Source organism: Lysinibacillus sp. FW301-JW8, assembly GCF_058788755.1.
The window spans coordinates 1-22,102 of sequence record NZ_JBYTBB010000067.1 but is presented as its reverse complement, the minus strand read 5'-3'; the positions used below and the strand labels follow the sequence as shown (position 1 = coordinate 22,102).

The 22,102-nt window shown below is 33.1% G+C and carries 23 protein-coding genes and 2 pseudogenes; 12 read left to right on the top strand and 13 right to left on the bottom strand.

All coding sequences use genetic code 11. The annotated features are described in order from the left end of the window. Positions 1-199: 199 nt before the first annotated feature. On the top strand, positions 200-430 hold the full coding sequence (locus AC3WOM_RS21595; protein ID WP_492448288.1) for a hypothetical protein: 231 nt from the start codon (positions 200-202) through the stop codon (positions 428-430). Between the two features lie 501 nt (positions 431-931). Here the strand turns inward: AC3WOM_RS21595 and AC3WOM_RS21590 are convergent. Further along, positions 932-1,327, bottom strand: coding sequence for an HIT family protein (locus AC3WOM_RS21590; protein WP_492448287.1), 396 nt, complete (start codon positions 1,325-1,327; stop codon positions 932-934). 158 nt (positions 1,328-1,485) lie between these two features. Beyond that, entirely contained in the window at positions 1,486-1,911 is a 426-nt protein-coding gene (locus tag AC3WOM_RS21585; RefSeq protein WP_492448286.1) for an ABC transporter permease, read from the bottom strand. Here AC3WOM_RS21585 and AC3WOM_RS21580 point away from each other — a divergent pair. The 6 genes and pseudogenes from AC3WOM_RS21580 to AC3WOM_RS21555 all read left to right on the top strand — a co-directional run. Beyond that, positions 1,875-2,237 (top strand): annotated as a pseudogene (locus tag AC3WOM_RS21580) (transposase); the annotation flags it as partial. The gene AC3WOM_RS21585 and the pseudogene AC3WOM_RS21580 overlap by 37 nt on opposite strands. A 325-nt stretch (positions 2,238-2,562) precedes the next feature. After that, a complete protein-coding gene (locus AC3WOM_RS21575) occupies positions 2,563-2,976 on the top strand; it encodes a YhfM domain-containing protein (protein ID WP_492448285.1) in 414 nt (137 codons plus the stop codon). 47 nt (positions 2,977-3,023) lie between these two features. Continuing rightward, a pseudogene (locus tag AC3WOM_RS21570) lies at positions 3,024-4,281 on the top strand (IS110 family RNA-guided transposase). A gap of 362 nt (positions 4,282-4,643) precedes the next feature. Then, the gene (locus tag AC3WOM_RS21565) at positions 4,644-4,928 is read left to right on the top strand and encodes a hypothetical protein (RefSeq protein WP_492448284.1); all 285 of its coding nucleotides are present in this window, start codon (positions 4,644-4,646) and stop codon (positions 4,926-4,928) included. A 122-nt stretch (positions 4,929-5,050) separates the two neighbouring features. Continuing rightward, positions 5,051-5,551 (top strand): hypothetical protein, encoded by a 501-nt coding sequence (locus AC3WOM_RS21560; protein ID WP_492448283.1) that lies wholly within the window; start codon positions 5,051-5,053, stop codon positions 5,549-5,551. A 308-nt stretch (positions 5,552-5,859) separates the two neighbouring features. After that, entirely contained in the window at positions 5,860-6,357 is a 498-nt protein-coding gene (locus AC3WOM_RS21555; protein ID WP_492448282.1) for a DUF3139 domain-containing protein, read from the top strand. 106 nt (positions 6,358-6,463) lie between these two features. Here AC3WOM_RS21555 and AC3WOM_RS21550 read toward each other — a convergent pair whose 3' ends face one another. Both AC3WOM_RS21550 and AC3WOM_RS21545 read right to left on the bottom strand, forming a co-directional pair. Next, positions 6,464-7,540: an alpha/beta fold hydrolase gene (locus AC3WOM_RS21550; RefSeq protein ID WP_427547592.1), complete on the bottom strand. Its 1,077-nt coding sequence runs from the start codon at positions 7,538-7,540 to the stop codon at positions 6,464-6,466. Positions 7,541-7,553: 13 nt separating this feature from the next. After that, a complete protein-coding gene (locus tag AC3WOM_RS21545; protein WP_492448281.1) occupies positions 7,554-8,162 on the bottom strand; it encodes a TetR/AcrR family transcriptional regulator in 609 nt (202 codons plus the stop codon). 571 nt (positions 8,163-8,733) lie between these two features. Here AC3WOM_RS21545 and AC3WOM_RS21540 point away from each other — a divergent pair. Beyond that, positions 8,734-9,219: a hypothetical protein gene (locus tag AC3WOM_RS21540; protein ID WP_427547588.1), complete on the top strand. Its 486-nt coding sequence runs from the start codon at positions 8,734-8,736 to the stop codon at positions 9,217-9,219. A gap of 405 nt (positions 9,220-9,624) precedes the next feature. On the opposite strand, the gene AC3WOM_RS21535 is transcribed toward AC3WOM_RS21540, so the two are convergent. From AC3WOM_RS21535 to AC3WOM_RS21505, 7 genes are all read right to left on the bottom strand, one after another. Further along, positions 9,625-10,305 (bottom strand): CPBP family intramembrane glutamic endopeptidase, encoded by a 681-nt coding sequence (locus AC3WOM_RS21535; protein WP_492448280.1) that lies wholly within the window; start codon positions 10,303-10,305, stop codon positions 9,625-9,627. A 109-nt stretch (positions 10,306-10,414) separates the two neighbouring features. After that, the gene (locus tag AC3WOM_RS21530) at positions 10,415-11,173 is read right to left on the bottom strand and encodes an ABC transporter permease (RefSeq protein WP_492448279.1); all 759 of its coding nucleotides are present in this window, start codon (positions 11,171-11,173) and stop codon (positions 10,415-10,417) included. Further along, positions 11,170-11,919, bottom strand: a complete 750-nt coding sequence (locus AC3WOM_RS21525) for an ABC transporter permease (protein ID WP_492448278.1) — start codon at positions 11,917-11,919, stop codon at positions 11,170-11,172. The genes AC3WOM_RS21530 and AC3WOM_RS21525 overlap by 4 nt, the downstream gene beginning before the upstream one ends. Next, positions 11,916-12,638, bottom strand: a complete 723-nt coding sequence (locus AC3WOM_RS21520; RefSeq protein ID WP_492448277.1) for an ABC transporter ATP-binding protein — start codon at positions 12,636-12,638, stop codon at positions 11,916-11,918. The genes AC3WOM_RS21525 and AC3WOM_RS21520 overlap by 4 nt, the downstream gene beginning before the upstream one ends. Positions 12,639-12,721: 83 nt before the next feature. Continuing rightward, positions 12,722-13,726 carry a sensor histidine kinase gene (locus tag AC3WOM_RS21515; protein WP_492448276.1) on the bottom strand — a complete coding sequence of 335 codons (1,005 nt, stop codon included), beginning with the start codon at positions 13,724-13,726 and terminating at the stop codon, positions 12,722-12,724. Continuing rightward, on the bottom strand, positions 13,723-14,400 hold the full coding sequence (locus AC3WOM_RS21510; protein ID WP_492448275.1) for a response regulator transcription factor: 678 nt from the start codon (positions 14,398-14,400) through the stop codon (positions 13,723-13,725). The genes AC3WOM_RS21515 and AC3WOM_RS21510 overlap by 4 nt, the downstream gene beginning before the upstream one ends. Positions 14,401-14,525: 125 nt before the next feature. Further along, entirely contained in the window at positions 14,526-14,801 is a 276-nt protein-coding gene (locus AC3WOM_RS21505; protein ID WP_427547574.1) for a hypothetical protein, read from the bottom strand. Positions 14,802-15,385: 584 nt separating this feature from the next. Between AC3WOM_RS21505 and AC3WOM_RS21500 the strand changes: the two genes are divergently transcribed. The 3 genes from AC3WOM_RS21500 to AC3WOM_RS21490 all read left to right on the top strand — a co-directional run bounded on the left by AC3WOM_RS21500 (position 15,386) and on the right by AC3WOM_RS21490 (position 18,255). Continuing rightward, positions 15,386-16,521, top strand: a protein-coding gene (locus AC3WOM_RS21500; protein ID WP_492448274.1) for an IS3 family transposase whose coding sequence is annotated in 2 segments (ribosomal slippage) — positions 15,386-15,608 and positions 15,608-16,521 — 1,137 coding nt in all. Because the reading frame shifts where the segments join, the coding sequence is not laid out codon by codon here. Positions 16,522-17,097: 576 nt separating this feature from the next. Next, the gene (locus AC3WOM_RS21495) at positions 17,098-17,451 is read left to right on the top strand and encodes a magnetosome magnetite crystal formation protein family (protein WP_427552094.1); all 354 of its coding nucleotides are present in this window, start codon (positions 17,098-17,100) and stop codon (positions 17,449-17,451) included. A gap of 48 nt (positions 17,452-17,499) precedes the next feature. Next, positions 17,500-18,255: a MerR family transcriptional regulator gene (locus tag AC3WOM_RS21490; protein WP_492448272.1), complete on the top strand. Its 756-nt coding sequence runs from the start codon at positions 17,500-17,502 to the stop codon at positions 18,253-18,255. A 151-nt stretch (positions 18,256-18,406) separates the two neighbouring features. Here the strand turns inward: AC3WOM_RS21490 and AC3WOM_RS21485 are convergent, their stop codons facing one another. Further along, positions 18,407-18,820, bottom strand: a complete 414-nt coding sequence (locus AC3WOM_RS21485) for a DUF3888 domain-containing protein (RefSeq protein ID WP_492448271.1) — start codon at positions 18,818-18,820, stop codon at positions 18,407-18,409. A gap of 403 nt (positions 18,821-19,223) precedes the next feature. Then, positions 19,224-21,311, bottom strand: a complete 2,088-nt coding sequence (locus AC3WOM_RS21480) for a hypothetical protein (RefSeq protein ID WP_492448270.1) — start codon at positions 21,309-21,311, stop codon at positions 19,224-19,226. 308 nt (positions 21,312-21,619) lie between these two features. On the opposite strand from AC3WOM_RS21480, the gene AC3WOM_RS21475 reads away from it, so the two are divergent. After that, a complete protein-coding gene (locus AC3WOM_RS21475) occupies positions 21,620-21,919 on the top strand; it encodes a hypothetical protein (RefSeq protein WP_492448269.1) in 300 nt (99 codons plus the stop codon). The last annotated feature ends 183 nt before the right edge of the window (positions 21,920-22,102 follow it).

Sequence of the window (22,102 nt, the reverse complement as noted above, 5' to 3'; positions counted from 1 at the left end):
ATTTGTCATAAATATATAAGACAGAGTGACATCAAAAATTAACCTTGGTACAGTACATCGTTGCTGTATCAGGGTTTGTGTTTTTTCTCGAAATATTTTTAATTATAGGATGCGTAACATAAACAGTTGAATATTACAGTAAAAATTAATAATTAATATTGGCATTAAAATCGTAAGAGATTATTGAGTTACAACAAAGATGTTTACTAGACAATTTATCGTCTATTGTGGATTGATGAAACAAATACCGTCTCCTATGTTATATAGATGTAGAATCCTCACAGCATTACCTATGTTATTGAAGATTAATGAATTAACCCAAAGTTTGTTAGAAGGTATATACGTTAAGTTAGAAATAACAAACAGTAAAAAAGCAACATTGTATAAACATTTAAGGAGGTATTGGCACGGTGGGATGACAATTAATTAACTATAAAAATTCAGGTGCGTATAAATGTCAACACCAAAAATTAATATCACATAAGTCTTTTCTTCAAAAGGTGTAAAGGTATAAAAAGTTTTGAGCGTAACAATAGAGTAGTATTGGGTGCATCAATATATGGAACATTAGGGGCCTGGTTCACATCCGAAGTGGCAGTTGAAAGTGCTTAAAGGTATAGATTTTATAGCATTATTGGAGCTGAAAAAATATATATGGAATATTGATTAGAAGGCACTTTTTTTAAGAATTTAATCGAAGTGAATTTCTTTCATGGTTTTTTAAATGTTAAAAAACCCCTTGATATTACCGTCATTCTCACCTTAATATACTTATTTGATACATTTTATCTATTATTAAGAGAGTTTTAGACGATATTATTAGGGGTATTAAGCGTTGGTAGGATATTATGAATATTTTTTAGACTGTCGTTCATTTTACTTTGTATTAACTAGAAAAATACTTATTAGAATTTGTTGTTGTATCTAAAATTTATTTCATTAAAAATTTCAATTGTGATTGAAGTTCTTCAAGTGGAATTTCGTGTTTTTTAACAATTTGATTATCCCAAAAATTATCGTTAACATATCTAGGAACAAGATGGACGTGAAAATGGGTTCCTTCATCCATAATTGTACCGTTATTTTGAATTACACTTACCCCAGCTATTGAAAAATGTTTCTCAAATATATTAATTATTGATTTCTGTAATTCTAATAATTCGATTATTTGAGGAGTAGTGAGTTCTCTTATATCTAAGATATGCTGCTTTGAGATAATGAGCAAGTGTCCAAACTGAATAGGATCGATATCTAAAACAATTTTATAATATTTGGATTCGAGTAGTATTTGCTCTTCTAATAGTGAGTTACAAAAGATACATTGCATTATAGACACATTCCTTTTTTATTAATCTTATATAAAATTAGATATTTTGTCTAGCTTTGTAATAAATTCCAACTAACAACTCTTATCAAGAATTTTTAATGTTGGCTATTTTGAGATTTTTATTTTAGATTTAGAATGGATTCAACTGTATAAAATATTTAGAAGTCTTTAAAAAAAGCTCCTTTTTTTAGTGCGAAAAATTTCATAATATGAATTAGAAAAATAGAAAACAAGAAGAAAATTAATCCTATAAAAAGCTCTTTAGTTAATAGGTTAAAAACCTCATTGGAATTGTTAGTGTAAATAAGTCTTATTGCCTGTATCGCATTAGTTGTTGGTATTACAGCAGAGATTTTCTCCATAAAGTTTGGCAAATACGAGGTAGGAAAATTAACCCCACAAAATATTTGGAATATTGACAGTATCAGATTGAGGAATAAATTTACATTAGAGAATAATAAACCTAGTGCTGCTAAAACTAAAGAGACTCCTAATAATGAAAAAAGAGAAACTGCTATAGTAAGTGCTAAATAAGGTAAATTTATCAACCTATTCACTTGTTTCAGACATGTTGGACAAAGCATTCGCACGATTACCTGAGCGCCATCAGCTACTGATGCATTCTGACCAAGGCTGGCATTATCAAATGAAACCGTATCGTTATGCCCTTGAAACAAGGGAGATTGTCCAAAATATGTCTCGTAAAGGAAACTGTTATGACAACTCTGTGATGGAGAATTTCTTCGGCATTATAAAATCTGAATTCCTTTACATGAAGGAATTTGAAAGTATAGAGCATTTTAAAATAGAATTAGAAAAATATATTAATTACTATAATACAAAACGAATCAAGGCAAAATTAAAAACGAGTTCAGTGCAATACCGTACTCGTTTTACCCAAACTGTCTAATGAAATAACCGTGTCTAACTTTTAGGGGTCACTTCAATAGTTACTACGGTTTTTATGGATTTTTAAGTTTTCCAGTACCTTCAGTTTTTTATCTATTGGTACGAAAAGGAAAAAAGGAAAAATATTGTTATTTCATTTTTGTATGATATTCTTTTTTATAGAAATGGTAGTAAAGAATTGTTTTCAAATGACGAGGAGGTCGTGAGATTGGAGAGGCTATTAGTTTCTTCAATGGTTAACGATCAAAAGTCTGTTAAGAAGAGTGGTAGTAGTAATGGTGAAAAAATTGAAAAATCAAAGTAAGTAAAGGCTTTGGGGGGTTATCATGAAGAAATTTTTACTTCTGATGTTATCTCTATTCATTTTGTTGTTTCTTATTAGTTGTAGTGAGGAAGAACAAACAGAGGAACGATTTCGGTTTGCAGGAGAGATTGACAAAATCATTGTGACTGGTAAAGGTGTAAAACATGATTTAGCTACACGTACCATTGATAAAGAGGTTGAAATTAATATTATTAGAGAAGCTATGAAAAATGCAGGTGTATTCTTAGGGAAACATACAAACGAAGGATTTTTATTCGAACTTGAAATTATATTTAAGGATGATTCAAGGCAATTTGTAGATTTATGGTATTATCCTTCGACTGAAACAGGTCTTTTTTATACAGATAAAATTTATTATTCGATGAATGATTCAGGCGTTCCAGAGCTAATTGAACTTTTTGAATCCTTTCAATAGATAGTTTAAGATAATAAAATTTTAAAAGGGGTTTATTTTATGAAAAAATTGTTTACTTTGTTAGTAACACTGATCCAGTCGTGGGTCTGGATATTTCAAAAGGAGAAAGCCAGGTTCAAGCATTCTTAGATAAAGGCAAACCATATCGTAAAAGTTTTAAGGTAACGCATACTTTAGATGGTCTTAATGACCTTGTTATATTTTTAGAGGATGTAAAAAACGAGGCTAGTATGAAGCCTACAATCATTTTAGAAGCTACAGGACATTATGGTGCTCCTGTCATACATCATTTAGAAGAACGAGGATATTTATTGATCATCATTAATCCGTTAATTTCATATAAGGCAAGAGGATCGAGTTTGAGAAAAGTAAAAACGGATGCCATTGATGCCTATCTTCTTTGTGAATTGTTCTATAAAGAGGAATTAGAGCCATATAAAAAACGTGGTGTGCAGTTATTAAATCTTCGTAATCTTACAAGACAACATGAAAATATAACTGGCGTAATGATTCAAACTAAATTGCAATTTCAGGCAGTCCTTGAACAGGTATTTCCTGAATATAACGGGGTCTTCGGAGATTTATATTCTAATTTTTCACTATTAACTCTTTCAGAGTTACCTTCTTCAGAAGATATTTTGAAAGCAAGTGAGGAATCCATTACAGACAAAGTTAATGAACTATGTAAGAGTAGATCCATTTAGATGGACAAATGAAAAAGCTATACAGCTTAAAGCCGCTGCAGCTCGTAATCCTTTTGAAAAAACAGTTTACCAGAGTCATATTTTAAGTCTTGATATGTATATAAAGATCCTTCTTCAGTACAAAGAGCATCTATCAAAGGTAGAGTCAGAAATAGATGCCCTCGCTAAAGAAATTGAAGAATATAGTATTATCAAATCTATCCCAGGTATCGGTGAAAAAATCGCTGCAACGATTATTTCTGAGATTGGTGAAATAGATCGATTTAACAACCCTAAAAAGCTTGTGGCTTTCGCTGGTGTTGACCCAAGTGTTTTCGAATCAGGTAAGTTTTCAGCGACAAAGAATCGAATTACAAAACGAGGTTCAAGTAGACTTCGTCATGCCTTGTTCATGGCTGTTCGTTGTGCAATACGAGATTGCAGGAAAACTAAAACAGACGATAAAATCATTCCTCGAAACAAGAAATTACGTGAATTCTATGATAAAAAACGTGACGAAGGAAAACCTTTTAAAGTAGCGATAATAGCTTGTGTTAATAAACTATTACATTGGATTTTTGCCTTACTAAAAAATAGGACTACGTACCAAGATTTAGCTTGATAAGTAAGTGCAACTAAATCAAACAAAACCTTCCAAAAGTAAAATTAGGAAGGTTATTTGTCATGCGCTTTTTAGTATAGCACATGCCTATTAAACTTTTAACAGAAAATTATTGACAAACTATTAGCTGGTTTAGTGGAAGAAGGATTTTTAAACAACTATATTATTTTTTAAATGACTTTATTGTAAATTAAACAACTTTATTATCTCTGCACAGCCTAATAAACGTTCCCTAATGGGAGCACCGATTTATACGAATTTACAACGTTAAGCAAAGAAATGTACCCAAACGAGGGTTCTGGAACCATATAATTACAATTCACGTCTATACTGAGAAATGAAAGTATAATGGAGGCATCATTATGTGGTTAATATTAGGTCTTATTGCAATAGTAGCAACTTTTATAAATCTTTTTATGTATGCAACAGGTAAAGATTATAAGTTTGCGATGGCAATGGGGTTATCATTTACAGCATTAACAATTTGTGCAGATTACAGTTATCTAAATCGGTGGGTAAAAGTGGAAGATTGGGCAGCTTTATCAGATGTAGTACCTGGTATGGCTAGGGCGTTTTGGTTTTTGACAATTGTTTCTATTTTACTAAATATAGCACCTGTACTTTTAGAATTAAAAAATAAAAAATAATTTCTTATTGCGGTTCATATGGCTTTATAATGTGAGGCAAAAAAACGTCCCCAAATCTCGCTTTGGGAACTATCCAACTCTGATATAATTAGTAAAGTTCACTAGAAATGGAGGGAACTTTAGTGATAAATCTAACTCAATTAGGTGTCGATTTTAACGATGAACAAACACCTTTTTTTCAAGTAAATTCAAACAATAGAATTCGCTTTGGATTATCTGAAATTTCATACGTAGAATTAAAAAGTGTATTAGAATACATTTTCAAAGAAGTTGATACGGTTGATATGGTTTATTTAGTTGCCTATATAATATCTAATAAATATATCTATACTAAAACAGCCGTAAGAAAATCTATTCTTATTCGAAATTGGGAAGAAATAATTGAAGAAAATGAAGAGGTTCGTAACGTCTATGCAATCGTTAAAAATATAGATATAACCCAAGTTCAAAAATATGCTTTATCTATTTATAAAGGTGGACGTGCAGCATACTTGGCTTTCTATCTTAAAGACCGATTGGTGTATATTAGTACTGATGTAGTTGATATTATATCTGATGATGTACAATTTATAAGCCATTTAAAAGAGAAATTCTCAAATCTTTATAATAAATTTTATGAGTGATTATCTTCATAAAATCATATTCAAAATAACGTTCCCAAATGTAAGTTTGGAGAGCGAGCGAAATCTAAGAAATGCTGTTAAACCAACATTTATTGGATTTTACTTTGAATATTGTTTATACATCTTTTTAAGCAAATATATAAACAGTGCTACGATAGTACTTTTCAAGATTATGCAGAGTGTGTTATCTGAATAAAAACCTGTATATTGACGCTTTAAAACTGCATTTTTTTATCGTTCCTATACTTCAATTACAAGGCCTTTTATTCTTGAAAAGGGATTGTGCCTTCTTCTGCTAAAGGGCCAGATTGTTTAAAAAGGGAGGGATAATTCTGGAAGTAACTAAACGTTTATTTCTTTTATTATTCATCGGAGTTATTATAGGGGTGCCTTTTCTCGTTTATGATGTATTTAATGGTAATCCTATTCGCTCTTTATTAATGGAAAATGCAACAAAAAATCACCTTTTTAAGCTTGGATATAATTCCGATGAATTGCTAGAAGTTAAAGCATTCTATTCAATGAAGAAAGATACAGGTATAAAAAGAACACGCGTCCATGTTATTTTTAAAGATGAACCAGAAGAAAAATATGTATACATCCAGAGAGAAAAAAACAGAGAAATTCAACAAGGTTGTAGTTATTTCAATTCAGACACTAATGCTTTCGAAAGTAAGTATACCAATAAAAGGAAACATATGGTGGAAGACTGTACAAATACACTCTTTTCAAGTAATTGTTCTTTAGTTAAAGGGCGCTTTTCCGTAATAAGGAAAGCGTCTTTATTCATGAAAAGGGTCATTTAGTTGTATAAGAGCATTTGACATACATTGTGAAGCCTGTGCATACTGACTTGGTTGAGATATTCGAGTCCCATTCCATCATGGTGCTATGATGGAATGGCTTTGGCAATTAATGTTTGATTTGATCGATAATGTCGAATAAAGCTTCGTTGAATAGCTCCTTCTGATCAAGCATCGTCACATGTCCAGCATTTGGTATGGAGTAAAATTGTTTCATTGGCGCCTTGAGTTGATCAAAGTATGTGCGAGCGAGAGAATAAGGAGTTTGCCAGTCATCCTCGCCATGGATATAGAATACTGGAACTTGATAGTCTGAAGTTACCATGTTCAGATCATAGGACTTAAACAAAAATTCCAAAATAGCACGTTGTTTTATTTCTAGTACATCGCTCATTAACATGTATTTAATATCTTTGAACGAATAAAAGGGAGAACATAGTACGCTCATAACTAGTTGAAGTGATGGTTGCATCGCAAGCTTATACTTACCTTGCAACTTACGAAGTTTCATAAGCTTCTTGACCATGGCATCACTAAAATGGTGCTCGGGATAAGGACTTAAAGCCTGTAAGGTGCTAATATCTTTCTGATTTTTTACTTGTCTGCTGCATTCCAATGCTTTCTCGTAGCCAATTCGTTCGTTTTCAAACATATTTACAACTTGTCCAACTCCAATATAGGCTTGAACCATCTGTGGATATTGCATGGTGAATAGACTACCTAAGATTGAACCCCATGAATGACCAAGCAGAAGGATTCGCTCTTTGTTATATTTCTTTTGTAAATAGCTCACAACTTCATATGTATCCTGTAACGCTTGTTCAATCGTTGTTGTCGGCGTGACTTTCTGTGGATCATTGGCAAAGAAGGTTTTACCGCTGTTTCGTTGTTCCCAGTGGACAACGGTTACTTTATCTTCCCAAGGAAACTGAAAGTCTTGGGCAAAAGGAAGCATCGGACTGCCAGGACCTCCATGCAGGAATAAGAGGATGGGGTGATCCTTATCTTCACCACGATGATATAAAAACTGCTGTATTCCACCAATCGTCACATACTCGCCCTCATCTATTCCGTTTGGCGTATGGATATGACAAGCTGTTGCACGCTTCTTTGTATAGAGAAACCAATAAATCGCCATACTGATGCAGGCAATAGCCGCTATGAAAATAATCCAAGATTGATTCATATGAATGCCTCCTCTAGTTATTTTTGGTTGAATTTTGCTTGCACTTGCTTAGATATTCCGCAATTGCTTCTACAAGAATGCTTAATGCTTGTATCCTTCCTTGTTCACCGTATTGGTTTTGATTTGAGGCGATAAAATGTAAGCCATCCATTAAATTCGCAAGTACGCTATAATCACATTGAGCATCCTCTATTCCCAAGCCATTCATTGTACTCTGAAAATTAGTTTTGGATTTATCCTGTTCCTTTTTGTTGATAGGATCTGGAAGCTTGCGCAGCAAATATTCTAGGTCTGATGGCTGAACATAGAGTGCAAGACTATCTGGCGCCAGGTAAATTTCACGAAGTGCATGAGTAATCTTGTCCTTAAAATGTCCTGAGCTAGCTCCGATTTCAAGAACTCGATCAAGTAAAGCTTGCTCATTTTGCTTTATAATGTGGTAGAGAAATTCTTCCTTGGAAGGATAATAGGTATAGAAGGAACCCTTGGCTATTTGCACAGCTGCTGTAATATCGTCAACCGTAACTCGCTTCATGCCTTTCTTACGAATGAGCTCTATTCCTTTGATATACATTGCATTTTTGATATGTTCCTTCTCCTGCTCACTTATGATCTTAGGCATACGTTCTTCTCCCTTGATGACTATTTGTAATAAATTGAGTCAATATAAATATAATAAGACTAGACGCTGGTAAGAGTCAATGGTTTTAGCATAAAAATAGTTGAATTAAAACTCGGAATATATTATCCAAATTAGATACGTAGCACATACATGAGCACTTAAAGGAGATTAATTTCTTTGTTAAGGATGAAAAGGACTAAACGAAGGATAATGTGTAATAAAAGAGGGGGTGTTTCTTCAATTAACGGGCGCTTTTCCGTAATAAGGAAAGCGTCTTTATTCATGAAAAGGGCCATATTGTTAAACAATCCCTCTAAATGGATATTTATGTTAAAATTATGAGAGATTAAAGAAATGCACTTAAACTATCAACGCAGGTCTGTTGAACAAGAAGGCAGAAAAAAATGGTTAAAGGGCATTAAGTTCATTTGCAGGTAATTGAATTTTTTTCACGAGAAATTAGTTTGTAAACAGTACTTGAACTTCTATTCGTTTTGAACGTATCAAATTAGAGCGTAGTTTAATTGAGGATTTTTTTAGGAACCTTTATTTAAGGAAAGGAGGAACTCGTTTGTTTTTATATCATATGGTTATTCACAATGATATCTTCGAAAATATAAGTCCCCAAATCGTATTAAAGGAAGGATTAAATTACAAGACGTCAACCAAGTGGTATTCCAAGAGTGCTAATTTATTTCCAGATTTAACGGAGCGTTTCAGACCAGCAAATTTACCAAAATGGATTGATTTTGAAGTTGCTTTCGGAGTAGATTTGGAAGTCGACGAAAGTCCTCACTATCGGTTTCCAGTGTTTAGTGATAAAATTTTAGTTTTTAACCGAGATATATCAAGTGATTTATTTGCTTATATTGAGGACATGTATGATGGTGGCAAAGGGCGCATTATTGAGGGATTATCTTCAAAGGAAGATTTAATGAAAAATTATTGGGCAAGTATGAACACTCTCGAAGATTATTTAAATAATAAGCCTTTTAATAACCCTGAAGTTTATATTTTTGAGCAAGTTCCAGCAAAGTTAATTGACTATATAGAGTAAATTACTGTTCAACCATCGGGCGAGATTGTTGAACAACATAGGAAGAAAATAATCAAACTTTTTTATAAAAATCAATCTTAGTATTACAATATAAGACTCCTTTTTGATCAAATTTTTTTCAAAATGGAGTCTTTTTATATATAGAAAAATGCTGGTTTGTGAGATGTTTTTGATCAAACTTTATTAAAAAGCTACATGTGATGTGTGTACACAACTCAATTGTACCCTAGTATATTTAAGTTAGTAGCTAATTTATGTAGGGCTGGTATAAAAAATAAAATTAGTTGATTTTAGGCTTAAAAAGCTAGTGCCTTCCTCTATTGTATAAAGGAAGGCACTTTTAAATTATGGCTGTTTTTTAAAATTGTTACTGTTCAATCATAATGGCAGAGTTAATCTACAAAACTAAATAATAGTAACAAAAAAATTATGCAACGCGTGCAACAACACAACCGACCATAATGAACCTGTCTTTTTATAGACAAAACCAAAAAGTAAACCTATTGCAAAAACATATATATGGGTCCCAGCTATAAAGAAATCATAGAATCCAGCATTGTAAATCCAAATTGGGTAGTGAATGACCAAAAATAGTAAAGCAGTTACAATATTTGCTTTCCAAAAAGCCATTTTTTTATTGATTTCTTGTAAAATTAATCCCCTGAAAACAATTTCTTCAGCTAGCCCTGCCATAAGAAAACCATTAAGGTAATCATCAAGGGATAATGAAAATTGAAATGATTGCTGATTAATAATATATGTTTCAAATGCAAAATATAAGCCAACTAACAGTGAAAGAACTACTCCCCAAAATAAACCTCTTTTAACATTAACGTTCACTCTTAAGTAGTCAAATGGGTTAGTATGTAAATAATATTTTATGTATAACCAAGTTGGAACAATCCATACAAACCCCTTAACCAACGCCTCTAATAATGGGGAGATTATTTTACCGAACGAATAAATGTAGTCAATTAACCATAATTCTTTAATTGTCCATACCAAATAAAATATGAGTAGAAACCCTATTATTGCTTTTACATCATTATTTTTCACTTTACTTTCAACACTTAATTGCGATTCCATTTCTACCTCCTTTTATGTAATTATTTCCTATTTTTGAATATTTACCGAATTTATTATACCGTAGCTATAAATCAATTTCCTTATTTTATATAAATGATGAAACCTAAACTTAGGCATCTCGTTTACGGTAAAATACAATAGCTACTGTAATAAAGATCAGTGTCCATAACATTGAAACACCTGTCCCTTGCATTGGTGTAAGGACATTTATTTCATCAGAGGAAGGCGGCATATACATATAATATCCTGCCGTATCCGGAAAATAATTTTTAATACTGGGTAAAAAATCTCTCAATAATGGACTGACAATAAAATAATGACCAAGCAGTACCACTAAAGCAGGAGTGGTTCGTCTGAGTAGAACACCTATAGCTGCACTGAGAAGGGTGGTTAATGTTAGATAGCCGGTTGCACCTACTAAAGTTTTTATCATAGCGTCTATTTCAATCACTAATGCTGTGTCTCTCATCATAATAAAAGCATATAGTACACCTGATGAAGCAATAATAAACGCCATAGGAATGGTTACAATTGCCAAAGCTAAATGCTTCGTGGATAGTTGAAACCCTCGCCAAGGGATCGTAGTTAAAGTAGTTCGAATCTGTCCACCCGTATACTCAGAACAAGTAGCTAAGATACCTAGAATAATGAACCCTGCTTGAAGATATCCCATAGAAGCAAGTCCTATTTTCAGTATACTTTGCGTTCCTGCTGCCCCTTGTAGACCAGCAGAAGTAAAAGCTGCTGCTAAAACTAAATTTAGAATGAATGTCCCCATAAGAGTGAGCCATACCAATGGTAATGTAACTAATTTTTCCAGTTCAGCACCAAGGATTAGTGTTATCTTTCTACTAGAAGAGACACTCATGATGTAACGTCCCTCATATGGAATACAATGGCTGCGACAATGAAAAGAACAGCTACCCAAGCAAACATGATTAAACCACCTGTGAATGGAGTGTGAAAACTGTCGCTCGTAAACATAAACATATCAAAGCCTGCCTTATCTGGTAAGTAAAACGCTAATTTTGTAACCTTAGTAAGGAGGTAAGAGACTGTCACAACAGATGAATTTATCATGAGCACAGTAAGCGGGATAATTCCATTCTTAGTTAGAACCGTAATCCCAAATGCTAAAAGAGCAGTAAATGTCCAGTAACAAACCACGCCGATCAGTCTAGATGCTTCAAATGCAGGGGCGTATTCATCAAGAATAAGATTTGTTGCTGACACAGTTGTTAGAATAGCAACAATGGAAAGTAGTATGCTGATCACTGTCACTGCACTTGCTTTTGCCAGCAAAAAGTGGACACGGGATGAAACAACGGTTAAACTCGTTGTAATCTGATTCCCTCCACCAGATTCACTGCTCTCTGTCAAATACTCACTGCTGACAGCAAGCACACCAAGAATAATGACACCTTGCACACCAAGACCTAAACCAATATAGCCAACTTCCGATAGACGTGTGCTAACTCCAGCTATAATCTCCTCTTTTTGTGCTGTACTGTCCAAGGCAGCAATGACCGCTGGGGCAAATGCTCCAATAAGAAAGGCAAGCCAAATACCCGGCAGGGAGAACAATTTAGATAGTTCCGCGTTAAATGCTCTCATACAACATCACCTGCATTTTCAGATGTCAGGGCAAAAAAGGCTTCCTCCAGCGTGGAATGATTACCTATTACTTCTTTCAATGTTCCATTTGCAACGATTTTTCCATGATTAATAATCACCACATCATCAACAGTCTCTTCAAGCTCTCCCATTAGATGACTGGATAGTAACACCGTGTTTCCAGACTCAGCGCGTTCACGTAAAAATGTCCGAATCCAACGAATTCCTTCTGGGTCGAGCCCGTTTACAGGTTCATCTAAAACCAATATTTTTGGATCACCAAGTAGTGCAGCTGCCATTCCAAGTCTTCTCCCCATACCTAGGGAATAAGTTCCAATTCTTTTGCCAGCTACATTCGTAAGACCTACTATTTCCAGAACTTCCTCAACACGTGAGCGAGATAATCCTGAGGCACGAGCGATCCAACGCAAATGTGCTCGTCCTGTTCGCATACGATGAGCTCCAAATCCATCAAGTGCGGCACCTACTGTTGCTAGAGGATTATGTAATTCTGCGAATGGCTTTCCATTAATTAGTGCACTCCCTGAGGTGGCACGATCTAATCCAAGCAGGATGCGAAGTGTAGAACTTTTACCTGCCCCATTCGGACCTAAAAAACCAGTTACTCTACCTGGTCTAGCTTTAAAACTGATACCTGATAAGATTTCTTGAGTTCCGCGATGTTTGACTAAGTTATTAATCGTAAGCAACCACAACACTCCCTTTCTGTTATGGTTCTAATTATAAAAAAGCAAAGTTACATCTCGGTTATCTTGCTGTTTACTTCTGGGTTAACTTTAGGTTAAGCTCTACCAATAGCTACTCTTGTACCATTTTCATTTGATGTAAAGTCAGCTTTCAGCTTCATTTTTTTCAACATATAATTTGAAGCCGATAAACCAATCCCCGCCCCACCCTCATAGGAAGAGTTATCCATACCTGGACCTCTGTCTGCAACAATGATCAGTTCTTTTTCTACATCAACCACAATGTTTGTATATTTTCCCTCTGCTGCATGGCGAAGAATATTCTGAAATAAATTATCCAGAACTCGTGTCATCCATCTAGGATCTGCTTCCCAATAAAAAGTCTTCTCTATCGGTAAATCAACATCTAACTGAATTTCTTTTTCTTCAAATGCAGGATACCACTCAGCGACAGATGCTCTTACTAACCGTACAATATCTGTTGAAGTGGGATGAAAAGGATGTTTCCCTGATGTAAGCAATGTATAGGAAAGTAAATCATCCATTAGATCTCCGACTCTTGTAATCGTATGGTTCATCTCTGCTAATGAGTCTTGCCCTTCAAATTTCATTGATTCTTTATTTAATCTGGTGATATGTCCTCTCAAAATGGTAAGTGGCGTTCGTAAGTCGTGAGATAAATTCGCAATGAGTCGATGGCGTAATAATTCCTCTTCATATTCTCGCTTGCGACTGTCTTCAAGCTGCTGAATCATCCAATTAAAAGAGCTTCCTAACTGGTCTATTTCATCCATACGATCCGTTTGAACAGATATTGGTTTAGGAAATGAATTATTATTAGCTGAAAATGACATGACTTCCTGTAAGCGGGTGAGACGTTTACGAAGTCTCAAGAAGAACAGCCAAGATATTACAACAAATGCGACAATAATAAAACCAAACAAAAGTACGGTAAAGTAAAACAGATTTAACATATTCATTTCTTTTTCATTGCTATCAGGAACGAACGAAGTGAAGAAAATAAGCACAAGAAGAGGAAAAAAGATAAATAGAAAATGCACTTTTAGAAAACGACGAAATAATGATCTATTCTGTTTCATAGTTTCACCCGATAGCCTATTCCCTTCAACGTTTCAATAATTCCTGGGGAATCTGGATGAAGTTCCAACTTTTGACGCAATCGATGGATATGCACCATTATTGTTTTATCACCAGTAATATAAGCTTCTTGCCAAATGGCTTCATAGATTTGTTCTTTGGGTAAAACCTGATTAGGATGGCGTAAGAAGTACATTAATATTTGATGTTGTTTCCCTGTTAATATAATTTCTTCACCTGTGCGTTTGTCGTATACCATTTGAACTTCTGGATCTACTTCAATATCATTTCCTAATGAAATGCGCTCGGAATGTGTTCCACCACTTCGACGGATTAATACTTCTAATCTTGCAACTAATTCATCCGTATGGAAGGGTTTCGTTAAATAGTCATCAGCAAATTTTAAACCATCTACCTTATCTTCTATCGATGTTCGAGCAGATAACAGCAATATAGGAACGGCAGGAGCTGCCTTCTTTAATCGTTTTCCCACAGTAAATCCGTCTAACCCGGGTAGCATGATATCCAAAATAACTAATTCATGCTGATTTACTTCTCTTTCGGCTCCTTCACCTGAAAGCAGCCATTGAACTGAAAACCCTCGCTGTTCCAATTCTTCTTTTACCCAACTGCCTATTTTCTCATTATCTTCAATATATAATACGCTTCTTTTCAAGTAACATCCCTCTCTCTAAATTTCAAATTTATCTTGCATCATTTACAGTAACAATTGAATGCTTTTGTGTGCGCAAGGTATCACGTTGTGTAGGAAAATTGACTTCAAGCCATTCTCTGTCATTTTTATATAAGTAAGTGAATGTTTTTTAAACTCCGTTTGAAATTGCTTTCTATTTTTTTCTGAAAATTAATCTTGCATTCTTCATAATCTTTATCATTTTTAAAAAGTAATGAATCGGTATTTATAATCCAAGTTAATGTTTCCATGTTCAACTTATATCTTTCTGTATCGCTCCAAACTTTTTTTCTCCCAATAGCCATTTTAGCATCATTAATTTCTTGTAACTTCATATCTAAAATTTCTACACTTTTCTTCATTCTAAGCCTAAAATCAGTCATAAATAATAATTCCCCTTTGCTTAATATTTTATTTGGGAATAAAGTGTATTCCCACCACTATTCTACCGAAAGTATGTAAGATGGTAAAAAAAGTGAAGAAAAATAATTATATAGTTCTATACAAAATATAAGTATGTTCATTATAAGTAGACTCTAGCTAAACAAGTTTGAATGTAGTAATACTAAGGTTTAGGATGTTTACTTTAAGTTGTTCAATTGTTACTTAGAATAGAGTTTGATTATGGATGTTTTATCAAGATTTGTTGTAGCTTTTGAATAAAGTTCGATAAAAGATAAGTTGCAAACGCTGATTTTATACAGAAAGAAACCAACTGTTTTGAAACAAAGTTTGATCAAAACAGTTGGTTCTTTATTTATCTAGTTTGGTTTTTATAATAAAGATTGTTTATTTCGGGATGCGAATCTTCTACACTACATTGAATAACAGCAATCTTTTAGAAAGCAGCCTTATAAAAAAGTTTCTACATACGAAGGAATAATGAAATCCTGAATGTAGAATAGAGCCATGGACACACTCTGGTTAAGTAAGTAATATTATAACCAAGAGAGGACGTGTCTTTTTTATGAGTCAAAAACGATACAATCAAGAATTTAAACAAACTGTAGTAGAGCTTTATCACTCTGGTACATCGGTCAGTCAACTGTCTAGCGAATATGGTGTCTCTGAAGTAACTATTTATAAATGGATTAAGTTACACTCCCCAATTGAAGGTGTAGAAGAATTAACTGCAGCAGAAGTTTCTTCGATCCAAAAAGAAAATCTTCGATTAAAGCAGGAGATTGAAATCTTAAAAAAGGCTATGACCATATTCGCGAAAAAGTAACAGAACAAGAACTCATTGACCATATTGAAAACGAAAGCGAACATTATCCTATTCAACTAATGTGTCGCGTTTTAAAGATACCCAAAAGTACGTATTACCAGTCTTTCCACAAGAAACCTAGTGTCTATGAAGTTGAAAATCAAACAATTACGGTGCGTATTTGTGCCATTCATAAAGAAAGTGATGGACGATATGGTGCACCAAAAATCCATGCACAGTTACTCAAGGAAGGCGTGAAAGTTAGTATTAAACGTGTACAGCGACTTATGAAAAAAGCTGGTATTCGCTCGAACATCACAAAAAAGTACCGTCCGACGCCAACACAAAAGCCCGTGGAAGAACGTGAAAACGTACTCGAACAAGATTTCCAAACAACAACGATTAATGAAAAATGGGTAGCTGATATTACGTATATCCATACGATCCACGATGGATGGTGCTACCTGGCGTCGGTTCTTGATTTACATTCGAAGAAAATTGTAGGGTATAAATTTGGACGAAAAATGACCGTAGATTTGGTCGTTGAGGCATTGGATCACGCTGTACAAGCACAAAATCCAGCACCAGGATTGATTATCCATACCGATTTAGGTACGCAATATACGAGTGAAACATTTCAAAAAAAACTAAAAAAACACGAAATGATTCCGTCGTTCAGCCATAAAGGTTGCCCATACGATAACGCCTGTATCGAATCTTTTCATGCGACATTGAAAAAAGAAGAAGTCTATCGAACGCGCTATGAAAATTATGAAACAGCTAGAGTCGCGCTATTTAAATATATTGAAGGTTGGTATAATCGCAAACGCATTCATGGTGCCATAGGCTTTCTAACGCCCGAAGAATGCGAAAGAATATGTCGAACTACGGCATAAAACAGTGGGATTCAAGCAATCTACCCCTTCCTATTTTGGGCGCAACCTCCATGGATTTCTCGCTCTACATTCCGTGTAGTCTGTCAAAGGCTCTTTTCACTTTGACTGGCTACACGGGATGTGGAACACTCCATAAATGGTGGTTGCCACAAAACAAAACTTAACTTTTATGTGTCCGGTATCTTGACATAGATCCATCCCTTGTTGTGAAAATAAAAAGAGGTTTATTAACTGTTACTCAACAGTAAGTAAACCTCTTTTTCATTATTGCAATTTACAAGGTATAGCTTACATGTAGATTTGAAATAAAGTCACGATGCACAAACGGGCCATTTTCTTGAGTAACACATTTAAAGGAAATCGTTATGGAGTGAAGTAATTGCGAGAATGCGAGAATTTTCACTTAAAATATAGGTGCAGGATAACTCAATTAGTGATACTCCTATATAGAGATAATATTACTGAAACTGTTAACTAAGGAATTTTAAATTAAATAAAAATTTGTACTTGCATCTCTAGTAGCGTCACCTTTTATGATGAATTTAGTTACCGAATAAAACGGTAACTAAATAATTTATGGCACTGGAGGTAGGACGATTGAAAATGGAAAGTTTATTAAACAGGGTCCTAGCAAGTTTAATGCATTTATTCTCACTTTTGTTAACGTTCATTTTACCAATATTAGTATATGTGGTATCGAAGGGTAGGAATGATTATTTTGCCAATCATGCAAAAGAAGGGATGAACCTTCATTTCACTTTTTTTCCCATTTTATTAATATTAACTTTTGTATCTAAAAAAATAAATATGGTTTCTATTCTATCTTTTTCACTGATTATTCTGGAAACCATATTAATTTTAATTGCCACAATTTATACTTTAAAGGGAAAAAAGTTTTCTTACCCAGTTATAAGATATTTTAAGGTATAAAAGATATCTTATATTATCTAAACGACAAAGCTTTTCAATGAGGTGATAATGTTGGATAAAGATATATTTACTATAGGGGAATTTGTACAAAAGTCTGGTGTTAGCATCCGAACTCTTCGATATTATGACAGTATAGACTTATTGAAACCAAGTGATTATACAGATGGAGGACATAGATTATATTCAAAGGAAGATTTAACACTTTTACAAAAAATTAAATCTTTACAGTTTTTAGGCCTTCCTTTAAAAGATATTAAAACTATACTTGAAAAACAAACAGTTGAAGGTGAAATATTAATAAAATCTTTAACTTATCAAAAGAAGTTATTTGAAGCGAAAAAAATTGAGATTACCAACATTGTATCTGATTTAACTCATCTCATTAAAATAACAGAAGCTGAGGAAATCATTAATATTGATGTGTTTTGCTCAATGCTTCAAAAATTAATGTTTGCAGAAGATACTGAGAAGTGGTTGAAGGAGAATTTTTCTAATGATTTTAATGATCCACTATTGAATATTAATAAGCAGGAAGAAATTAATTTAGACAAAAAATGGAGTAGGGTTCTGACTAGAATTAAACAATTATCTTTTACTAAAGTTACACCTTCTTCAAAAAAGGCTCAAGAAACAATAGAAATACTCCTAGAACTAATGGATGAAACTGCAAAAGGAAATCTAGATTCAATTAAAGAGAAGTTGCCATTTACAGAACCAATTTCATTTCCAAACCCTTTTACCGAAAAGGAGCTAGAATTTTTACAAGAAGCTATAAATTGTCATAAAAATAATAACTCAATTTAATAATCCAAACTTTTTTATAGAAATCAATCTTAAATTTGCTTAATAATACTCTCTTTTGATGAATTTTTTTTTCAGAAGGGAGTCTTTTAATTTATTGTGGAATATGGGTTTGTGAGGTTTTTCTAATCAAACTCTATGTCAAAGCCACAAATTATTCTGGTGGATATTTATACGTCTCTAGGTGAGTGTGATTTATCAATTTAACCTCAGGTCCAGCAGATATTTCATAGGTCATTCGATCCTTTCCTACTGAAATATTATGACCGCCATCTGTAGGTTCAATTTCAAAAGTAATTTGCAGATCAAATCCTCGAAAATGATTTCTTTTTGTTTCAATCAATTCAATTTTCCACGGAGTAACATGAGGTGAAAAATCCTTTAAAATCTTCGGATAATAATAGCTATTCAAATCATTTTCAATATAAGGAGCAAGCAATAACATGAGCATATCCTGTAATCTAAGCTCATTAGAGTCCTGAGTGGGTTCAGATAATGAAACGGTTCTTGTTTGAAAAGATGTAATTAGAGCAAGGGAGAGTATAAAAACGAGTAATATCTTTTTCATTTTCCTAAATACACCTCTTTAAGGTCTTTACATAATTAATTGTATTATTACCTTTATTGAATAAAAGTATGTACTTATTGAAGTAATGGGGGGCTTTAGTTAAACCAAAAAATATGCTTATGATCTTCCACAATCGGGTGCTTTAATAGAGCAAGGTTCACAAAAATTATCAAACTTTTTTATAAAAGGATGATTCAATTGAATTTAGAAAACACATATTTTGATCAAATTTTTTTTCAAAACATGCTTTTTCTTTTGTCTGTTTATCCATATTATAAGTAGCAATTTTATCAAACTTTATTTCAAAGCAACATGTGTTGTAGGTTTAAAATATAGTTGCGACGTTTATAAAAAAATGCGAAGCTTTACCCCTTTGGTTATTATTTAGCCAAAGGGGTGTTTTTTATGTCTCGTTGGGAGGGTTTAGTGCATTTTCGAATATTAGGTTTCGTATGAAAATATTTTCTGGTTGACCTATAATTTGATAAAAAATAGATTCGGGAAAATATCCATTTGAGTTTATGGCTGAGTCAAAATACGGACCGACCCTATCTCTATATGCTAATTTTCTTAATGCATTCTCACTATCCTCATAAATATGAGTTTTTCTTAATTTAGCCTGTTGTTTAAATTCTTTTAGAGGAAACAAACCTAAACTATTTTTAGTATTAGCCCATATTTCTAACTTTGAAAATCCGCGATTATTTGAAGCAAGAATTTCATGTACAGCATTACTACTTACTGTATGACACCAGACCTCATCTAATGTACGCATATGGCTCCATCCGCTGCGTACTTCTATTATATTAGTAAATAGTCTTGTAATTAGGGTAGCATTACGATTCACGTCTACGGGAATAAAAGTGCCTAAAACAGCGACAGCACCAGCACGAATAAATAAATCTCCAACTGTAACAGCACCACTTCCTCTTGGAGTTACATGACAAGCACTTAAAAGAACTACTGGAGGCATAGCAATATCATTATCATTTGCCATCCAAACTTCATCGCCAACTACAATTCCGGCAAGGTTTTTTGTAATATCGTAGTGACCGTGGGCGGAAATAAGTAGTATATCTGTGTTACCGTGATGGTGAAGAGCTTCTTTAAATTTTTTAATTGAAGAAACTTCTACAACTACAATTTCCATATTAGTTGATTTACTTATCATTTCAACTAGGTCATTCGCCAAAATATCGCAGTATTTCCTGATGCGGTCATCTTTATGTATACATTCAATAATTAAAATCTTACAAGTTAATCCAAAATAAATTTGATTTTCTTTAATTGTTTCATATTGAAAAGCTTTAGTTAAAGGTGTTAATGGTCTATAGATAATTGGTGTGATACAACATAAAGGAGCAGAACATCCGGGTAGAATAGCTAATCCAATAGGAAAATCTGAAAAAATAGTTATTTGAGAACTTTCGGTAAGAATATCCACACTACTATTCTTTAACTTGTTGTTAATTATTTTTCCTATTCGTCTTAGTGTTCTCCAAATATATTTATTACTAATGTTATTACCTTTGCAATGTACTTCTAATTGAAGTAATTCGTCGAATAATTCTTGAGGTGCTTTGTCGAGGTTTATATATAGTGCATTTTTAGCAATAGCTCTATGGTAACCTATGAACTCAATGATGTCTTTCTCAATAGAAGGTAGATTTAACGATCTGTTAAAATATTTTGATTGTTTTGTTGCAATACCTGGCATAGTTATTACTAAATGTGAGGGTTGAAAATTTAAGTTTTCGTTTAAAGGATTAATTAGTCTTTTAGCAATTTGATCATCCATTTTTGAAATCTGTTGTGCCATTGAAATTAATCTATAATGCATATTTAAATTTATGGTATTGAAATTTGTATAATTATCTATATTTTCGAAAAGTTCCTTTAAATATCCAAATTGATTAGCTAAAGGAATAAGGGGCAAAATCCCCTGAGTTGATTTTGTACTTAATTTAATAAAAGAATAATCGTCACATACCTCGATGTTGTTTATAGAAGTATTAATATGTTGTGCTAATTTTGTCCAGTGTATTTGAAGTAAGTTCGAAGAAATATCAGATATTTTTACTATACCTAAGACACTGTTAGAAACATCTATACTACCAATTAAATCTTCATATAATTCATCTTCACAAATTATTAATGTTGGGTGACCATAGTTATTATTAATATATTCATTAATATTGGTTCCTTTTAACACATATGGTATTGGAATGATATTATGAGGTTCGTCATGACCATTTAAAATCACATCAATGTCTAAATTTAAAACATCATAACCTATACGAGGTAAATGTAGAATATACCATAATGCAGGTAGGATAATATTTAAATCATTGTCCCATAGATGCATTGTCTCAAAATTAAATTTTTGTGGATTAGGTACTATAGGTAAATAATCTTCTTCTAATTTATCTGTTTTAAAAACAACAAAGTAATTAAAATGCATTAGTTTATATTCATCTAAATAATCTTGCATAAAAATTCCCCCTTACTTATTTTTGAATTTAATTTATAGAATATATCATGTTTTTCGAGTAAATAATTTGTACTATGTATATCGAAAATTATACAGTAAATTCACATTTTATGTAAAAAACAATACAACATGGTAGAATTTATGATTTTTAAAGCTAATAGAAGATAAGAATGTAGAGGTGTTTTGATGCTATCCTTTTACACAAACCCATATCCAAATGGTTATATTCTGCCATTGCACGTTACCATTTTTATAGTGGGAATCTTGATTGTAAAGATACGTTGGAAGAGTTGTTTGGCAGTCGTTCTGTGATACCGAGTGCGGAGATTGGTAGCTATTTTTCTGTTTTAGCAGAAAGGCTAGGATCGCAGTATTCGGTGGAATCACTTTTAGCTGACCACACGATTTATCCATACTATGTATGCTTCGTTTTTATCAAAAACGCGGCAGCAGGGAATTTTGCGGGATGTGTTACAGGATGGACAGGCATTTATACGAGGCTCAGCATTATAGCAGGTGGTATTTGTCGAAAGGACAATTTACATTATTGTGCTGAATGTGCAAAGGCAGATAATTTTTTCTTATTCCACAAACGGGCAGGTAGTTAAAGAAGACATACTTAAACAAAATATGTGAGTAGTTTTTGATAATAATAATTACAAGTATTCTGAACTCGTTGAATGAGCAACAATACTTTGGGTTTTGGTCAAATATATAACTTTCAAGTAAACTTAATAAATACTAATAGGTGGCTAAACGTTTTTGTTGTGATTCTTTATTTTGAAAATGAA

Excerpts from the sequence above, each read along its gene's own strand:
- AC3WOM_RS21595 (WP_492448288.1), top strand. The coding sequence starts at position 200 with ATGTTTACTAGACAATTTATCGTCTATTGTGGATTGATGAAACAAATA.
- AC3WOM_RS21590 (WP_492448287.1), bottom strand. The coding sequence starts at position 1,327 with ATGCAATGTATCTTTTGTAACTCACTATTAGAAGAGCAAATACTACTC.
- AC3WOM_RS21585 (WP_492448286.1), bottom strand. The coding sequence starts at position 1,911 with ATGCTTTGTCCAACATGTCTGAAACAAGTGAATAGGTTGATAAATTTA.
- AC3WOM_RS21575 (WP_492448285.1), top strand. The coding sequence starts at position 2,563 with ATGAAGAAATTTTTACTTCTGATGTTATCTCTATTCATTTTGTTGTTT.
- AC3WOM_RS21565 (WP_492448284.1), top strand. The coding sequence starts at position 4,644 with ATGTGGTTAATATTAGGTCTTATTGCAATAGTAGCAACTTTTATAAAT.
- AC3WOM_RS21550 (WP_427547592.1), bottom strand. The coding sequence starts at position 7,540 with ATGAATCAATCTTGGATTATTTTCATAGCGGCTATTGCCTGCATCAGT.
- AC3WOM_RS21545 (WP_492448281.1), bottom strand. The coding sequence starts at position 8,162 with ATGCCTAAGATCATAAGTGAGCAGGAGAAGGAACATATCAAAAATGCA.
- AC3WOM_RS21535 (WP_492448280.1), bottom strand. The coding sequence starts at position 10,305 with ATGGAATCGCAATTAAGTGTTGAAAGTAAAGTGAAAAATAATGATGTA.
- AC3WOM_RS21530 (WP_492448279.1), bottom strand. The coding sequence starts at position 11,173 with ATGAGTGTCTCTTCTAGTAGAAAGATAACACTAATCCTTGGTGCTGAA.
- AC3WOM_RS21525 (WP_492448278.1), bottom strand. The coding sequence starts at position 11,919 with ATGAGAGCATTTAACGCGGAACTATCTAAATTGTTCTCCCTGCCGGGT.
- AC3WOM_RS21515 (WP_492448276.1), bottom strand. The coding sequence starts at position 13,726 with ATGAAACAGAATAGATCATTATTTCGTCGTTTTCTAAAAGTGCATTTT.
- AC3WOM_RS21505 (WP_427547574.1), bottom strand. The coding sequence starts at position 14,801 with ATGACTGATTTTAGGCTTAGAATGAAGAAAAGTGTAGAAATTTTAGAT.
- AC3WOM_RS21495 (WP_427552094.1), top strand. The coding sequence starts at position 17,098 with ATGGCACTGGAGGTAGGACGATTGAAAATGGAAAGTTTATTAAACAGG.
- AC3WOM_RS21490 (WP_492448272.1), top strand. The coding sequence starts at position 17,500 with ATGTTGGATAAAGATATATTTACTATAGGGGAATTTGTACAAAAGTCT.
- AC3WOM_RS21485 (WP_492448271.1), bottom strand. The coding sequence starts at position 18,820 with ATGAAAAAGATATTACTCGTTTTTATACTCTCCCTTGCTCTAATTACA.
- AC3WOM_RS21480 (WP_492448270.1), bottom strand. The coding sequence starts at position 21,311 with ATGCAAGATTATTTAGATGAATATAAACTAATGCATTTTAATTACTTT.